A 14,558-nucleotide genomic window follows, 5' to 3' on the forward strand; every position below is an offset into this window, starting at 1 on the left:
GCTCCTTCGGGGAAGGCGGTGCTACTGGCCGGCCAGGCCGGTGTGGGCGACGCCGCGGACGATCTGGCGCTGGAAGAGCGCGAAGACGATCAGCAGCGGGAGTCCCGCGATGACGACGGACGCCATCATCTGGGCGTACCGGACTCCGTAGGAGGACTGGACGTTGACCAGTCCGACGGGGAGGGTCATGCCGTTCGGGTCGGTGGTCACCAGGAACGGCCAGAGGAAGTTGTTCCAGGTGGAGATGAAGGTGAAGATCGCGACGGCCGCGAGGACCGGCCGGGACAGCGGCATCACGATGGTCCAGAAGACCCGCCAGCGCCCGGCGCCGTCGACGAAGGCGGCCTCCTCCAGCTCGCGCGGCACGCCGTCGAAGAACTTCACCAGGATGAACACCATGGCGGGGACGGCGACCTGGGGCAGGATGACGCCCCAGTAGGTGTCGACGAGGCCGAGCTGGACCATGTCCGCGAACAGCGGGGCGATCAGGACCTGCGGCGGCACCATGATGCCGGCGAGGACGATCCCGTACAGGGTCCGCCGTCCTCGGAAGTCGGTGCGGGCGAAGCCGTAGGCGGCCATCGCGCACAGGACGACGGTCAGCAGGGTGGTCATGACGGAGATGTAGGCGGAGTTGACCATCCACTGGGTGAGGTCGCCGGACTTCCACACCTGCCGGTAGGCGTCGAGGGTGAGCGTCGAGCCGAACCACTCCAGGGGCGTCCTCGTCGTCTCGCTCTCCGGTTTGAGGGAGGTGGCCACGGCCCAGGCGAGCGGCAGCACCCAGACCACCACCAGGGCGAGCGCGGCGAGCAGCATCACCGTACGGCCCGGGGTCCAGCGGGGTCTCATCGGGCGTTCTCCTCACGCGTACGGCGGGACAGCCGCAGCTGCACCAGGGAGACGAGCAGGATCAGGGCGAAGAAAAGGTACGAGACGGCCGAGGCGTAGCCGATCCGGTAGCCGGTGAATCCGGCCTGGTAGACGTACTGGAGGATCGGCCGGGTCGCGTCGTCGGGACCGCCGCCGGTCATGATGTAGACCTGGTCGAAGATCTTCAGCGAGGCGAGGATCTGGAGGACCACGATCACACCCGTGGTGGTGCGCAGCATGGGCAGGGTGATGTGGCGCAGCCGGTGCCAGGGGCCGGCGCCGTCGAGTGCGGCGGCTTCGTACAGGTGCTGCGGGATGGCCTGGAGCGCGGCGAGGTAGAGCAGGAAGTTGAAGCCGACGGTCCACCAGACGGTGGTGAGGACGATGGAGAGCATCGCGTACCGCTCGTCGGTGAGCCAGCCGATGCCGGGGTGCAGGCCGACGGCGGCGAGCGCCTGGTCGGCGAAGCCGAAGTCGGAAGGGAAGATCACCCACAGGAAGAGCAGGCCGACGACGCCGGAGGGCAGCAGGAACGGCGCGAACCAGGCGAGCCGCCACAGCCACTGTACGAACGGCAGGTGGTGGGCGAGCAGGGCCAGGACGAGGCCGGTGAGCACCAGGGGGACGGTGGACAGGACCGTGAACCAGACGGTGTTCCAGAGGGACGACCAGACGTTGGGGTCCTTCAGGGCTTCGGCGTAGTTGTCCAGGCCGATGAAGTCGCCGCCCGTACCGGCGATGTTGTCGCTGCTCAGGCTCATGCCGATGCCGGAGAGCAGCGGCCAGAGGAGGAAGAGGGCGTAGACGAGGAGGAAGGGGGCGATGAAGACGAGCCCGTGTTCGCTCCAGTGACGCCGTACGGTCGCACTCATGCCGCGCCTCCGAAGGGGTTGGGCGTGGCCAGCAGGGTGCGGAGCCGGGACTTCGCCTCGGCGAGGGCGCCTTGGGGGGTGCGTGATCCGGTGAGGACGCCGGAGAAAACGGCGCCCAGTTCGATCCACATGACGGAGGCGGAGCCGGCGAACCAGGCGGGCTCGTCGAGTGCCACGTCGTCGACGACCGAGCGGTAGGCGGACTGCGGGGTGAGCTCCAGGTACTCCGGCTCGGCGAGGGTGGGCAGATAGGCGGGTACGTGTCCGCCCTTGGCCCATTCGACGGTGTTCTTCAGCATCCAGGCGACGAAGGCGTGTGCCGCCTCGTTGGCGGCTCCGCCCCGGTCCTTCTGGTGCGGCAGGACGAAGGAGTGGCAGTCGGCCTGGGCGGTGGGGCGGCCGAAGAGGTTCGGTACGCGGGTCACGGAGAACGGTAGTCCGGTGGTGAGGAAGGAGCTCATCTCCCACTCGCCGTTGAGGTAGAAGCCGGTGTCGCCGTTGTTGAAGACGCCGACGGCCCCGACGTAGTCGACGCGCCGCACGGCGAGGCCCTCGTCGACGAGCATGCGCATGTACTCCAGGGCGGTGAGCGCCTTGGTGTCGTCGATGGCGAGGCGCTTGGCGTCGGGCGTGAGGATGGTGCCGCCCAGTTGGGAGTACAGGGTGGAGAACAGCCGCCAGGGGCCGATGCAGTCGGCGCCGAGCGTCTCGGTGACGAGGGCGGGCCTGCCGGTGACCTTCCTGACGGCGCGCAGGGCGGCGGTGAACCGGCCGGCTCCCTCGATGGGGCGGAGGGTCCCGTCGGCGTCGAGCAGTCCGGCCTTCTCGCACACCTCGGTGTTGTGGAAGAGCACCATGGGGTGGGTGTCGAGCGGGACGGCGTACTGCTTGCCGTCGATGCCGCCGCGCCGCCAGATGCCGTCGGGGAAGTCGTCGGCGTGGACGCCGTGTTGGGCGAGCAGGTCGAGGTCGAAGGCGTCGAGCAGCCGGCCGGGCGCGAATCCGGCGAGCCGGGCGAGGTGGAGGACGGCGACCTCGGGCGCCCGGCCTCCGGCGCCGGCCATGCCGAGCTTGGTGTAGTAGGGGGCGCCCCACTGGAAGGTGGCGGCCTCGACGGCGATGTGCGGGTGCGCGGCGCGGAAGGCGTCGAGCATCACCCGCATGTTGATGCCGTCGCCGCCCCCGAAGAGGTGCCAGTAGCGGAGTCCGGTCCGCCCCTCACCGACGGTCCGCGGCGCGGCGCAGCCGCCTGCGAGGACGCCCGCCGCGGTGAGCAGCTGTCTGCGGCTCAGGGAAGGAAGTCCCATCCCCACCCCCTGTGTTCGATATTTCGAATGACGCACGCAACTTCGAACGGGACCGTAGGTTCGAACATCATCGACGTCAATGGGTCGCGCAGAGATTGCTCAACGGGCCCGGCTTTGTTCGGAGTTGCGAACAGAAGGAGGTCGCGAGGGGTGTCAACGACCGGTTGACAGGGAGAGGGTGTCAACCTACGGTTGACACATGACGCAACCAGTCGGAATGACGCATCCCGTCCGCCTCGACGACCTCATCGAGGCCATCAAGAAGGCCCACACCGACGCTCTCGACCAGCTCTCCGACGCCGTGATCGCCGCGGACCACCTCGGTGAGCTGGCGGACCACCTGATCGGCCACTTCGTGGACCAGGCCAGGCGCTCGGGCGCCTCCTGGACCGACATCGGCAAGAGCATGGGCGTCACCAGGCAGGCCGCCCAGAAGCGTTTCGTACCGAAGGCCGGCGAGTCGTCGGACCTGGACCCCGCCCAGGGGTTCAGCCGCTTCACCGAGCGCGCCCGCAATGTCGTGATGGCCTCGCAGAACGAGGCCCACGCGGCGGAGAACGACGAGATCCGCACCGAGCACCTGGTGCTCGGGCTCCTGCACGAGCCCGAGGCGCTCGCCGCCAAGGCGATCGTCGCCCAGGGAGTGCTCCTGGACACCGTCCGGCAGGAGGCGGCAGCAGCGCTCCCGCCGAAGGCGGACAGCGTGCCCGACCTCGTCCCCTTCGACGCCCGGGCGAAGAAGGTCCTGGAGCTGACCTTCCGCGAGGCTCTGCGGCTGGGCCACAACTACATCGGGACGGAGCACATCCTGCTCGCCCTGCTGGAGTTCGAGGACGGCAAGGGTCTCCTCACCGGCCTCGGCATCGACAAGGCGGCCGCCGAAGCCCATGTGACCGCCGCGGCGGCCGCGGCCGCACAGGCCGCCGGGCAGGACAACTAGGGCGTGCCCTCCTCCAGCACCCGCTGCGCCACCGCGAACGCGGCGTTGGCCGCCGGGACGCCGCAGTAGACGGCGGTCTGGAGGAGGACGGCGCCGATCTCGTCCGGGGTGAGGCCGTTGCGGCGGGCGGCCCTGATGTGCATGGCCAGTTCGTCGAGGTGGCCGTGGGCGACCAGGGCGGTGAGCGTGATCAGGCTGCGTTCGCGGCGGCTGAGGGTGGGGTCCGCCCAGATCTCGCCCCAGGCGTAGCGGGAGATGAAGTCCTGGAAGGGGGCCGTCAACCGGGTCGTACGGGCCTGGGCGCGGTCCACGTGGGCGTCGCCGAGCACCTCGCGGCGTACGGCGGTGCCCGCGGCCGCGTCCGGGCCGGGTGCGCCGAAGTGCGCGCGCAGGGCGGCCAGGACGGCGGCGGGCTGCTCGGCGGGGGCGAGGTGGGAGGCGCCGGGGAGTTCGGTGAGGGCCGCGCCCGGGATGGCGTCGGCGAGCTCGCGGGCGTGGGCGGGCGGGGTCGCCGGGTCCTGGCGGCCGGCCAGCACCAGGGTGGGGACGGTGAGGGTCGGCAGGCCGGGGCGCAGGTCGTAGGCGGCCAGCGCGTCGCAGCACGCGGCGTACGCCTCCGGGTCGGCCCGGCGCAGGTCGTCGACCAGGCGGGGGACGGTGAACCCGGGGGTGAACCAGCGGCCGGGTGCCGTCTCGGCGATCGGGGCGGTGCCGTCGCGGCGTACCAGGGCGGCCCGTTCCTGCCAGGGGCCCGGGTCGCCGAAGTGGGCGGAGGAGCACACGACGGCGAGCCGGTGCAGCCGGTCGGGGTGGTGGACGGCGAGCCACAGGCCGACGGCGCCGCCCAGCGACACGCCCGCGTAGTGGAACCGGTCCAGTTCCAGGGCGTCGGCGAGGCGCAGCACGTGGGCGGCGAGGTCGGCGACGGTGGCGCCGGGTCCGATGAGGCCGGCGGGGCTCGCGCCGTGCCCCGGCAGGTCCCACCGTACGCACCGGAACGGCAGGCCGGGTGCGACGGCGTCCCACAGGGCGGTGGAGGTGCCCAGCGACGGGCCGAGGAGGACGGCGGGCGCGGTGGCGGGGCCCTCGATGACGTGGTGGAGCTGGTTCATCGGCGTTCCAGGGCGCGGTCGGTGAGCTGTGCCGCCGCGCCGGTGTAGTGGGTGGGGTCGGTCAGTTCGGGCGAGACGCCGAGGACGTCGGCGAGCGGCTTCCCGGTCGTACGGACCTCCTCGGCCGCCCGCGTCAGGCGCTCCTTCGGGAAGTGCGCCCGGAGACGTTCGGAGACGATCAGCCCGTCGGTGAGGTCCAGGTTCGCCCGCATCCGCGCGGGGTGGACGCGCAGGTTCCCGGTGAGGTGTACGGCGTCGTGGGCGGCGCCGCCGACGAGCCGCAACAGGTCCCGCAGCGGCTCCCACTCGGCGTGCCAGGCGCCGGCGGGCCGCTCGTCCCCGGCGGCGACCGAGCCGTACAGGACGGCGGCGTGGGCGGGCGCGCGGCGGGCGGCGGCCGCGAGGAGCGTGGCGCGCACGGGGTTGGCCTTGTGCGGCATGGCGGAGGAGCCCCCGCCGCTGCCCTCGCTCACCTCACCGATCTCGGTGCGGGAGAGGGTGAGCACGTCGGCGGCGACCTTCCCGAGCGCCCCGGCGGTGACGGCGAGGGCGCCCGCCAGGTCGGCCACCGGGGTGCGGAGCGTGTGCCAGGGCAGGGCGGGCTCGGCGAGGCCGAGTTCGCGGGCGTACGCGGCGACGACGGCGGGCGCGTCGTCACATCCGTACGCGGTGAAGGCGGCCAAGGTGCCCGCCGCGCCGCCCAGTTGGGCGGGCAGCCGGTCGCGTACGGCGGCGACACGGTCGCGGGCGTCCAGCACCAGGGCACGCCAGCCCGCCGCCTTCAGCCCGAATGTGGTGGGCACGGCGTGCTGGGTGAGGGTGCGGCCGGGCATGGGCGTGTCCCGGTGGGCGGCCGCGAGGGTGTGCAGCGCCCCGGCCGTGCGCTCCAGGTCGGCGAGGACCAGGGCCAGGGTGCGGGCGGCGACGAGCATGGCGGCCGTGTCGAGGATGTCCTGGCTGGTGGCGCCCCGGTGCACATACGGCCGGGCGTGCTCCGGTACGGCGGCGGTGAGGTCGGCGACCAGCGGGATCACCGGGTTGCCGCCCGAGTGGGCCCGCAGCGCCAGGTCCCGTACGCCGAAGTCGCCCGCGCAGGCGGCTGTGATCACCCCGGCGGCCTCCGGCGGCGCCTGCACGCGTGCGAGGGCGGCCTCCGCGTCGAGCATCGCCCGCAGGAAGGCGGCGTCGGAGGTGGTCTCCTCGGCCGGCGAACCGGCCCGCCCCGGAGCGAGCAGCCCCGCGTCCTCGTACGTCATGCGAACTCCAGGAAGACGGTCTCCCCCTCGCCCTGCAGCCGGATGTCGAACCGGTAGGTGCGGTACGGCTCGGCGTGCGCCACGAGCGTCGCCGCGCGGGCGGGCGCGAGCGAGGCCAGCAGCGGGTCGACGGCCCGCGCGTCGGCGGGCTCGGGCAGGTAGAGGCGGGTGAAGAGGTGGTGGGTGAGGCCGCGGGCGAAGACGCACAGGCTCAGGTACGGGGCGGACGTGCCGCGCCGGCCGGGGCGGAGCGTGCGTACCGCCCAGTGCCCGTCGGCGTCGGTCGGTACTCGGCCGAAGCCGGTGAAGTCGATCCCGTTGCGGCCGAGGAACCCGCCGGTCACCGGGTCGCGGCGCATCGAGCCGCCCGTGCGCGGCAGTTCGCCGTCGGGGCCGGGGCCCCAGACCTCGACCAGGGCGTCGGGGACGGGGGTGCCCTCGCCGTCGAGGACCCGGCCGTGGACGGTGACCGTGTCGGGGTGGCCGGCCGGGGCGATGTCGCCGCCGCCGGGGAAGGGCAGCGCGTACCCGTAGAAGGGGCCGACGGTGTGCGAGGGGGTGGGCTTGAGGGTGTTCATCGGCCTTCCTCCATCCAGGTGGCGGCGGGCCCGTCGAGCACGATGTCCCAGCGGTAGCCGAGGGACCATTCGGGCTGCGACAGGCTGTGGTCGTACGTCGCGACGAGCCGCTGCCGCGCGGCGTCGTCCGTGACGGACTGGAGGATCGGGTCGTACGGGAAGAGCGGGTCGCCCGGGAAGTACATCTGCGTGATGAGGCGTTGGGTGAACGCGGAGCCGAAGAGCGAGAAGTGGATGTGGGCGGGGCGCCAGGCGTTGGTGTGGTTGCGCCAGGGGTAGGCGCCGGGCTTGATGGTGGTGAAGCTGTAGCCGCCGTCGTCGCCGGTGAGGGTGCGGCCGACGCCGGTGAAGTGGGGGTCGAGCGGGGCGGGGTGCTGGTCGCGCTGGTGGGCGTACCGTCCCGAGGCGTTGGCCTGCCACAGCTCGACGAGCTGGCCGCGTACGGGCCGGCCGTGGCGGTCGAGGACGCGCCCGGTGACGGTGATGCGCTCGCCGAGGGGTTCGCCCTGGTGCTGGCGGGTGAGGTCGTTGTCGAGCTCGGTGACGTCGGTCTCGCCGAAGGCGGGCGAGGCCAGTTCGACGGCCTCCGGGTCGCGGGCGGCGGCGACGGCGACGAGCGGCTGGTGCGGGTGGCGCAGCCCGCTGGAGCGGTACGGGGGGTAGTCGCGCGCCGGGTGGTCGGAGCGCTGCGCGCCCTCGGCGACGGACTTCTCGTACGCGTCGCGCTGCCGGACGATCTGGAGGTCTATGTCGGCCTGGGTGAGTGCCGTGTCGAGTGCCATGTCGGTGGGCTCCTTACGGCTCAGCGGGCCGTGCGGACGGGGGCGGCGGTCGTCTCGCGGATCGTGTCGACGCTCACGCCGGGGGCGGTCTCGACCAGCACCAGGCCGTCGTCGGTGACGTCCAGGACGCCGAGGTCGGTGATGATCCGGTGGACGCAGGCGCGGCCGGTGAGCGGCAGGGTGCACTCCTCGACGATCTTCGGGCTGCCGTCCTTGGCCGTGTGGGTCATGGTGACGATGACACGCCGGGCGCCGTGCACCAGGTCCATGGCGCCGCCGATACCGGTGACCAGCTTGCCGGGGACGGCCCAGTTGGCGAGGTCACCGGTGGCGGAGACCTGCATGGCGCCGAGGACGGCGACGTCGATGTGGCCGCCGCGGATCATGCCGAAGGAGAGCGCCGAGTCGAAGTAGGAGGCGCCGGGCAGGACGGTGACGGTCTCCTTGCCCGCGTTGATGAGGTCGGGGTCGACCTCGTCCTCGTACGGGTAGGGGCCGGTGCCCAGGATGCCGTTCTCGGATTCGAGGACGACGTGGACGCCGTCGGGGAGGTGCCCGGGGATGAGGGTGGGCAGGCCGATGCCGAGGTTGACGTACTCGCCGTCGTGCAGCTCGGCGGCCGCGCGGGCAGCCATCTCGTCGCGTGTCCAGGCCATCAGGCGCGCACCGTCCTGTTCTCGATCTTCTTGTCGGCGGCCTGCTCCGGGGTGAGGGCCACGACGCGCTGGACGAAGATCCCGGGCAGGTGGACGTGGTCCGGGTCGATCTCGCCGGGCTCGACCAGCTCCTCCACCTCGGCGACGGTGATCCGTCCGGCCATGGCGGCGAGGGGGTTGAAGTTGCGGGCGGACTTGTTGAAGACGAGGTTGCCGTGGCGGTCGCCCTTGGCGGCGCGTACCAGCGCGAAGTCGGTGCGGATGCCGTGTTCGAGGACGTGGGGGACGCCGTCGAACTCGCGGACCTCCTTGGGCGGGGAGGCCAGCGCCACGCCGCCGTTGCCGTCGTACCGCCAGGGCAGGCCGCCGTCGGCGACCTGGGTGCCGACGCCCGCCGGTGTGTAGAAGGCCGGGACCCCGGCGCCGCCCGCGCGCAGCCGCTCCGCGAGGGTGCCCTGCGGAATCAGCTCGACCTCCAGCTCGCCGGCGAGGTACTGGCGGGCGAACTCCTTGTTGGCGCCGATGTACGAGCCGGTGACGCGGGCGATGCGCCCGGCGGCGAGCAGGACGGCGAGGCCGGAGTCCATGGCGCCGCAGTTGTTGGAGACCACGCCGACACCGGTGATCCCGGTCGCGTACACGGCCTGGATGAGCGCGTTCGGTACGCCGCTGAGGCCGAAGCCGCCGACCGCGAACGTCGCTCCGTCGTACACATCGGCCACGGCTTCGCCGGCCGTGGCCACCACCTTGTCCATCGGTCCGCTTCCTTCCCCTCCATGCACATAATGCTCAGTGTACTGACTATCTCCCCGTGAAGGGCAGCCTGGCACCCGGATTGCCGCAGGTCAAGGTCCTCAGTGCCATGAGACACTGAGGTCACAGGAACAGACGGGGAGAGAGGACGCACCGTGCCCGCGCTCGACCTCAGCAGCCATCCCGGCCACCTGGCCCGGCGCTTCCAGCAGGCGCACACCCTGCTGTGGAACACGATCGTCTCCGAGGAGGTCACCTCCCCGCAGTTCGCCGTCCTCAACACCCTGGCCGGCGAGGACGGACTGGACCAGCGCACCGTGGGCGAGCGCGTCGGCCTCGACCGCTCCACCATCGCCGAGGTGGTCCGCCGGCTCGTCGACCGCGGCCTGATCGACAAGGTCCGCGACCCGCGCGACGGCCGCCGCTCGGTGCTGCACGCCACCGACGAGGGCGTACGCGTCCACAAGAAGCTGGCGCTGCGGACGGCCCGGATGAACCAGGTCTTCCTCGCCCCGCTGGAACCGGCGGAGCAGACCGTCTTCCTCGACCTGCTGCGCCGGGTCTCGGACGCCGCCGAGGGGCTGCGTCACCCGACCCCTCCCCCGGCGGCGGCCGTCGGCGCGTGAGCCGGCCCGCGCGAGCGCGTCAGGCCGCAGGTGCCAGGCGTTCAGGTGCCAGGCGTCAGGCGGCAAGTGCCAGGCGTTCAGGTGCCAGGCGTCAGGCGTCAGGCGTCAGGCGAGGTGGAAGACCTCGGCGAGGGGCCGCATCGCCTCGTCCGGGCCCCGGCCGTCGCCCAGTCCCTCGAAGAACTCCGCCATCTCCGCCTGCCAGCGGGCGTTGACGTCGGTGGCGGCCATCGCCGCCTGCGCGGCGGCGAAGTCGGGCGTCTCCAGGTAGCCCACCAGGAGGCCGTCGTCCCGGAGGAAGAGCGAGTAGTTGTGCCAGCCGGCCGCGGTGAGCGCGTCGAGCATCTCCGGCCAGACGGCCGCGTGCCGGGCACGGTACTCGGCGAGCCGGTCCGCGCGGACCTTCAGCAGGAAGCAGACGCGTTGCATGGCGTATCGGCTCCTCTCCGCCGATCGAGCGGATGAAAGGTTTCAGACGAGCTAAGACGATGCGCACCTGAGACGTCAACCCCTGACTCCGGGCCGGTGTTGCCGGAGCACCGCGGGGGCGATCACCCTTGACCCGCACCACCGCAGACGCCATCTTTGATACGTTTCAACGCCGCCCCGAAGGAGCTCCGGTGACGTCTGTGCCGAACACGCGGGCCACCCCCGACAGCGCCACCGAGGGTGGCACGGTCACCCGCCGGCAGTGGAAGTGGACCGCCCTCGCGGGCATGGCCTCGTACCTCGACGCCGGATCGATCGTCGCGCTCGGCTCGGGCCTGGCGCTGTTCCAGGACCACATGGGGCTGACGGACAGCAGTATCGGCGCGCTCGCCGCCATCGGTCCCAACGCGATCGGCGCGGCCATCGGCGCGTTCATCGGCGGCCGGCTCGGCGACCGGCTCGGGCGCAAGCGGATCTACCAGTACGACCTGCTCGTCTACGCGGGCGCCATCCTGCTCATCGCTCTCGCCGTCGACCCGGTGATGCTGTTCGCGGGCACCTTCCTGGTGGGCGTCGCGGTCGGCGCCGACGTACCGACGTCGCTGGCGCTGGTCGGGGAGTTCTCACCCGCCAGGGCGCGCGGCAAGCTGCTCGGGCTGACGCAGGTGACGTGGAACCTCGGGCCGGTGATCGTACTGCTGCTGGCCTGGGCCTTGGCGCCGCTCGGCCTGCTCGGCATACGCGTCGTCTTCCTGCACCTGTTCGTCGTCGCGCTCGTCACCTACGCGCTGCGCCGGGGCATGACCGAGTCGGCGGTGTGGCGCAGCGCCGCCCGTTCCGGCGCGGCGGCCCGCGTCAAGGTCACCGACCTGCTGCGGGGCGCGCATCTGCGGGCCCTGCTGTGGACCACCGGCATCTACCTGGCCTGGAACCTGGCCGCCGGCACCAACGGCATCTTCACGCCCTACATGGTCAGGACCCTGGGGGCGGGCGGCCAGGCCACCAGCGTGGCGCTGTCGTGCGGCAGCTTCGCCCTCGCCATCCTCGGCACGGTCGCGATCTACATGCGGTTCGCCGACCGCGGCCACCGCTACCGCAAGGCCATGTGGGTCACCGGCTCGGTGATGCAGGTGACGGCGTACGGGCTGTTCCTGGTGCTGCCGTTCACCATCCCCACCATCGTCTTCAACGTGCTGCTCTTCGGCATCGGACAGACCATGGCCGGCGAGGGCTTCTACAAGACGGTCAGCCAGGAACTGTTCCCGACGATGCTGCGGGGCACCGCCCAGGGCATCTCCTTCGGGGTGGCGCGGATCGTGCTGGGCGTGTGGTCGTTCTTCGTGCCCGCCCTCGCGTCCACCGGGATCGCCCCGGTGGCCGGTTTCCTCACCGTATGCCTGCTGGCCTGTGGCGTACTCGGGTACTTCATGCCGGACACGACCGGCAAGTCCCTGGAGCAGATCCAGACCGAGCGCCGGTGAATCCCCGGTCACCACGCGGCCGCGCGGGTCCGGCCGGGGCCGCCGCACGCGGCCATATGCTCGTCCGGGGCCGGACCCGCACCCGAAGCAAAGGAAGGAAGGAGCCGCGATGCGCGTCGCGCTGTTCGTCACCTGCGTCAATGACGCGGTGTATCCCGCGACCGGGATCGCCACGGTAAGACTCCTCGAACGCCTCGGCGTCGAGGTGGATTTCCCGGCGGCCCAGACGTGCTGCGGCCAGCCCCAGTACAACACGGGCTACCGGCGCGAGACCGAGCTACTGGTACGCCGTACGGCACGGGCCTTCGAGGGGTACGAGTACGTCGTCACCCCGTCGGGTTCGTGCGCGGCCATGGTGCGCGACCACTACGCCGCCCTCGGCGAGCCGGGGCTCGGGCCCCGGACGTACGAGCTGACGGAGTTCCTGGTCGACGTGCTGGGCGTGACGGACGTGGGCGCGTACTTTCCGCACCGGGTGACCTACCACCCGTCCTGTCACGGGCTGCGGCTGCTGGGGCTCGGCGACCGGCCGCGCCGGCTGCTCCAGGCGGTCAAGGGCCTGGAGCTGGTGGAGCTGCCGGGCGCGGAGGAGTGCTGCGGTTTCGGCGGGACGTTCGCGGTGAAGAACCCGGCGGTGTCGGTGGCGATGGGCCGCGACAAGGTGCGCAACGCGGTGGGGACGGGGGCGGAGGTGCTGTGCGGTGCGGACAACTCGTGTCTGATGCACATCGGCGGCGTCCTCGGGCGTGAGGGCGAGCGGGTGCGGGCCGTGCACATCGCCGAGATCCTGGCCAGTACGGAAGAGGAGCCGCTGCGGTGAGTGGAACGTATCTGGGCATGCCGGCCTTCCCGAAGGCGGCCGGGGAAGCGGTGGCCGATCCGGTGCTGCGGGCCAATCTGCGGCACGCGACGCACACGATCCGCGACAAGCGGGCCCGGGCGGTCGCGGAGCTGGACGACTGGGGGCGGTTGCGCGAGGCGGGCAAGCAGATCAAGGACCGTACGCTGCGCCACCTGGACACCTTCCTCGTCGAGTTGGAGGACGCCGTCACGGCGGCCGGGGGCACGGTCCACTGGGCGGCGGACGCCGCCGAGGCCAACCGGATCGTGACCGGACTGGTCAAGGCGACCGGTGAGCGGGAGGTCGTCAAGGTCAAGTCGATGGCTACGCAGGAGATCGGCCTGAACGAGGCCCTGGAGGCCGAGGGCATCGCCGCGTACGAGACGGATCTCGCCGAGCTGATCGTGCAGTTGGGCGAGGACCGGCCCTCCCACATCCTGGTTCCGGCGATCCACCGCAACCGCGGGGAGATCCGGGACATCTTCCGTGACCGGATGGCCGACTGGGGCCGGCCGGCGCCCGACGACCTGACCGACACCCCCGCCGACCTGGCGGAGGCGGCCCGGCTGCACCTGCGGGAGAAGTTCCTGCGGGCGAAGGTGGGGATCTCGGGGGCGAACTTCATGGTCGCCGAGACCGGCACGCTGGTCGTGGTCGAGTCGGAGGGGAACGGGCGGATGTGCCTGACCCTGCCCGAGACGCTGATCTCGGTCGTCGGGATCGAGAAGGTCGTACCGACCTGGCGTGACCTGGAGGTGTTCCTCCAGACGCTGCCGAGGTCGTCGACGGCCGAGCGGATGAACCCGTACACCAGCATGTGGACGGGGACGACGGACGCCGACGGCCCGAGCACCTTCCACCTGGTCCTGCTGGACAACGGACGCACCGGCGCGCTCGCCGACGAGGTGGGCCGCCAGGCGCTGCGCTGCATCCGCTGCTCGGCGTGCCTGAACGTCTGCCCGGTGTACGAGCGGGCCGGCGGGCACGCGTACGGGTCGGTCTACCCGGGCCCGATCGGCGCGATCCTCACCCCGCAACTGCGCGGCACGGCGAGCGACATCGACGCCTCCCTGCCGTACGCGTCGTCGCTGTGCGGGGCGTGCTACGAGGTGTGCCCGGTCGCCATCGACATCCCGGAGGTGCTCGTCCACCTCCGCGGGAAGGTCGCCGAGCGGGGCGGGAAGGGGCACCGCCTGGAGCGGGCGGCGGTCAGGGCGGCCACCTGGCTGCTGGACCACCCCGCCGCCCTGGCCGCCGGCGAGCGCGTGGCCTCGGCGACCCGCAAGGCGCACCCGTCCAGGCCGCCGGGCGCCGGGGCGTGGACGGACGGCCGCGACCTGCCCGAGCTGCCGGAACGGTCGTTCCGCGACTGGTGGAAGAAGAACCGCACATGACGACGACACCCGCGCGGGGCTCCCGTGACCAGATCCTCGCCCGTATCCGCGCGGCCACCGCCGGCGCGCCGGACGCCCCCGAACCGGTCCGTGACTACTGCACGAGCCACTCCCCCGACGACCCGGCCGTCCTGGTGGACCTGCTCCACGAGAACCTGGCCGACTACCGGGCGCACGTCCACCGCGCGACGGAGGAGGAACTGCCGTCGCTGATCGCCCGGTTGCTCGCCGAGCGCGGGGCGGCCTCGGTCGCCGTGCCGCCCGGCCTGCCGGCGGCCTGGCTGGCCGGTACGGACGCCGAGCGGCGCCACGACACGGCAGGGCGCCCGCTCGGTCCGTACGAACTCGACGCCACCGATGCCGTCGTCACCAGCTGCGCCCTGGCGATCGCCGAGACCGGCACGATCGTCCTGGACGCGGCGGAGGGACAGGGGCGCCGCGCCCTGACCCTCGTACCCGATCTGCACATCTGTGTCGTCCGCGCGCCGGACCAGGTCGTCGCCTCGCTGCCGCAGGCGCTGCCGCGGCTGGCCCCGGCGCGGCCGCTGACCTGGATCTCCGGGCCGTCGGCCACCAGCGACATCGAACTGGACCGGGTGGAGGGCGTGCACGGTCCTCGCACGCTGGTCGTGGTGCTCGTGGGCGGATGACGAGGTGA

General features: G+C 72.2%; 16 protein-coding genes. 6 read left to right on the forward strand and 10 right to left on the reverse strand.

What is annotated here, in order from left to right; all coding sequences use genetic code 11:
- Nucleotides 1-21: 21 nt before the first annotated feature.
- Genes BKD26_RS30870 through BKD26_RS30880 form a run of 3 tightly spaced genes read right to left on the reverse strand, consistent with a single transcriptional unit; the run spans nucleotide 22 to nucleotide 3,052 of the window.
- Entirely contained in the window at nucleotides 22-852 is an 831-nt protein-coding gene (locus BKD26_RS30870) for a carbohydrate ABC transporter permease (RefSeq protein ID WP_084905106.1), read from the reverse strand.
- On the reverse strand, nucleotides 849-1,745 hold the full coding sequence (locus BKD26_RS30875; protein ID WP_084905108.1) for a sugar ABC transporter permease: 897 nt from the start codon (nucleotides 1,743-1,745) through the stop codon (nucleotides 849-851). The genes BKD26_RS30870 and BKD26_RS30875 overlap by 4 nt, the downstream gene beginning before the upstream one ends.
- On the reverse strand, nucleotides 1,742-3,052 hold the full coding sequence (locus tag BKD26_RS30880) for an extracellular solute-binding protein (RefSeq protein ID WP_084905110.1): 1,311 nt from the start codon (nucleotides 3,050-3,052) through the stop codon (nucleotides 1,742-1,744). Before BKD26_RS30880 ends, BKD26_RS30875 begins: the two co-directional genes overlap by 4 nt.
- 199 nt (nucleotides 3,053-3,251) lie before the next feature.
- On the opposite strand from BKD26_RS30880, the gene BKD26_RS30885 reads away from it, so the two are divergent.
- Nucleotides 3,252-3,992: a Clp protease N-terminal domain-containing protein gene (locus tag BKD26_RS30885; protein ID WP_084905112.1), complete on the forward strand. Its 741-nt coding sequence runs from the start codon at nucleotides 3,252-3,254 to the stop codon at nucleotides 3,990-3,992.
- On the opposite strand, the gene pcaC is transcribed toward BKD26_RS30885, so the two are convergent.
- The 6 genes from pcaC to BKD26_RS30915 are packed head-to-tail and all read right to left on the reverse strand — an operon-like array spanning nucleotide 3,989 to nucleotide 9,131.
- Nucleotides 3,989-5,104 (reverse strand): 4-carboxymuconolactone decarboxylase, encoded by a 1,116-nt coding sequence (gene pcaC / locus BKD26_RS30890; protein ID WP_084905114.1) that lies wholly within the window; start codon nucleotides 5,102-5,104, stop codon nucleotides 3,989-3,991. The two genes, BKD26_RS30885 and pcaC, sit on opposite strands and share 4 nt — an antisense overlap.
- The gene (pcaB, locus tag BKD26_RS30895; RefSeq protein ID WP_084905116.1) at nucleotides 5,101-6,360 is read right to left on the reverse strand and encodes a 3-carboxy-cis,cis-muconate cycloisomerase; all 1,260 of its coding nucleotides are present in this window, start codon (nucleotides 6,358-6,360) and stop codon (nucleotides 5,101-5,103) included. The genes pcaC and pcaB overlap by 4 nt, the downstream gene beginning before the upstream one ends.
- A complete protein-coding gene (gene pcaG, locus BKD26_RS30900) occupies nucleotides 6,357-6,938 on the reverse strand; it encodes a protocatechuate 3,4-dioxygenase subunit alpha (RefSeq protein ID WP_084905118.1) in 582 nt (193 codons plus the stop codon). Before pcaG ends, pcaB begins: the two co-directional genes overlap by 4 nt.
- Entirely contained in the window at nucleotides 6,935-7,720 is a 786-nt protein-coding gene (pcaH, locus tag BKD26_RS30905) for a protocatechuate 3,4-dioxygenase subunit beta (RefSeq protein WP_084905121.1), read from the reverse strand. The genes pcaG and pcaH overlap by 4 nt, the downstream gene beginning before the upstream one ends.
- Nucleotides 7,721-7,740: 20 nt before the next feature.
- On the reverse strand, nucleotides 7,741-8,376 hold the full coding sequence (locus BKD26_RS30910; RefSeq protein WP_084905123.1) for a CoA transferase subunit B: 636 nt from the start codon (nucleotides 8,374-8,376) through the stop codon (nucleotides 7,741-7,743).
- Nucleotides 8,376-9,131, reverse strand: a complete 756-nt coding sequence (locus BKD26_RS30915; RefSeq protein ID WP_084905126.1) for a CoA transferase subunit A — start codon at nucleotides 9,129-9,131, stop codon at nucleotides 8,376-8,378. Before BKD26_RS30915 ends, BKD26_RS30910 begins: the two co-directional genes overlap by 1 nt.
- Before the next feature lie 153 nt (nucleotides 9,132-9,284).
- Between BKD26_RS30915 and BKD26_RS30920 the strand changes: the two genes are divergently transcribed.
- Nucleotides 9,285-9,755, forward strand: coding sequence for a MarR family transcriptional regulator (locus BKD26_RS30920; RefSeq protein ID WP_084905128.1), 471 nt, complete (start codon nucleotides 9,285-9,287; stop codon nucleotides 9,753-9,755).
- A 105-nt stretch (nucleotides 9,756-9,860) separates the two neighbouring features.
- Here the strand turns inward: BKD26_RS30920 and BKD26_RS30925 are convergent, their stop codons facing one another.
- On the reverse strand, nucleotides 9,861-10,184 hold the full coding sequence (locus tag BKD26_RS30925) for an L-rhamnose mutarotase (protein WP_084905130.1): 324 nt from the start codon (nucleotides 10,182-10,184) through the stop codon (nucleotides 9,861-9,863).
- A gap of 191 nt (nucleotides 10,185-10,375) precedes the next feature.
- On the opposite strand from BKD26_RS30925, the gene BKD26_RS30930 reads away from it, so the two are divergent.
- From BKD26_RS30930 to BKD26_RS30945, 4 genes are all read left to right on the forward strand, one after another.
- Nucleotides 10,376-11,665 (forward strand): MFS transporter, encoded by a 1,290-nt coding sequence (locus BKD26_RS30930; protein WP_241518929.1) that lies wholly within the window; start codon nucleotides 10,376-10,378, stop codon nucleotides 11,663-11,665.
- Between the two features lie 109 nt (nucleotides 11,666-11,774).
- A complete protein-coding gene (locus BKD26_RS30935; protein ID WP_084905132.1) occupies nucleotides 11,775-12,485 on the forward strand; it encodes a (Fe-S)-binding protein in 711 nt (236 codons plus the stop codon).
- Nucleotides 12,482-13,900, forward strand: coding sequence for a lactate utilization protein B (locus BKD26_RS30940; protein ID WP_084905134.1), 1,419 nt, complete (start codon nucleotides 12,482-12,484; stop codon nucleotides 13,898-13,900). Before BKD26_RS30935 ends, BKD26_RS30940 begins: the two co-directional genes overlap by 4 nt.
- Entirely contained in the window at nucleotides 13,897-14,550 is a 654-nt protein-coding gene (locus tag BKD26_RS30945; RefSeq protein WP_084905137.1) for an LUD domain-containing protein, read from the forward strand. The genes BKD26_RS30940 and BKD26_RS30945 overlap by 4 nt, the downstream gene beginning before the upstream one ends.
- Nucleotides 14,551-14,558: the final 8 nt, after the last annotated feature.

The sequence above is a fragment of the Streptomyces sp. CB03238 genome (assembly GCF_002099185.1).
Classification (GTDB): Bacteria; Actinomycetota; Actinomycetes; order Streptomycetales; family Streptomycetaceae; genus Streptomyces.

Bases quoted from the DNA above. Each gene is read 5' to 3' on its own strand.
- BKD26_RS30870 (WP_084905106.1), bottom strand. From the start codon at position 852: ATGAGACCCCGCTGGACCCCGGGCCGTACGGTGATGCTGCTCGCCGCG.
- BKD26_RS30935 (WP_084905132.1), top strand. From the start codon at position 11,775: ATGCGCGTCGCGCTGTTCGTCACCTGCGTCAATGACGCGGTGTATCCC.
- BKD26_RS30875 (WP_084905108.1), bottom strand. From the start codon at position 1,745: ATGAGTGCGACCGTACGGCGTCACTGGAGCGAACACGGGCTCGTCTTC.
- BKD26_RS30880 (WP_084905110.1), bottom strand. From the start codon at position 3,052: ATGGGACTTCCTTCCCTGAGCCGCAGACAGCTGCTCACCGCGGCGGGC.
- pcaG (WP_084905118.1), bottom strand. From the start codon at position 6,938: ATGAACACCCTCAAGCCCACCCCCTCGCACACCGTCGGCCCCTTCTAC.
- BKD26_RS30945 (WP_084905137.1), top strand. From the start codon at position 13,897: ATGACGACGACACCCGCGCGGGGCTCCCGTGACCAGATCCTCGCCCGT.
- BKD26_RS30885 (WP_084905112.1), top strand. From the start codon at position 3,252: ATGACGCAACCAGTCGGAATGACGCATCCCGTCCGCCTCGACGACCTC.
- BKD26_RS30915 (WP_084905126.1), bottom strand. From the start codon at position 9,131: ATGGACAAGGTGGTGGCCACGGCCGGCGAAGCCGTGGCCGATGTGTAC.
- BKD26_RS30925 (WP_084905130.1), bottom strand. From the start codon at position 10,184: ATGCAACGCGTCTGCTTCCTGCTGAAGGTCCGCGCGGACCGGCTCGCC.
- BKD26_RS30910 (WP_084905123.1), bottom strand. From the start codon at position 8,376: ATGGCCTGGACACGCGACGAGATGGCTGCCCGCGCGGCCGCCGAGCTG.
- pcaH (WP_084905121.1), bottom strand. From the start codon at position 7,720: ATGGCACTCGACACGGCACTCACCCAGGCCGACATAGACCTCCAGATC.
- pcaB (WP_084905116.1), bottom strand. From the start codon at position 6,360: ATGACGTACGAGGACGCGGGGCTGCTCGCTCCGGGGCGGGCCGGTTCG.
- pcaC (WP_084905114.1), bottom strand. From the start codon at position 5,104: ATGAACCAGCTCCACCACGTCATCGAGGGCCCCGCCACCGCGCCCGCC.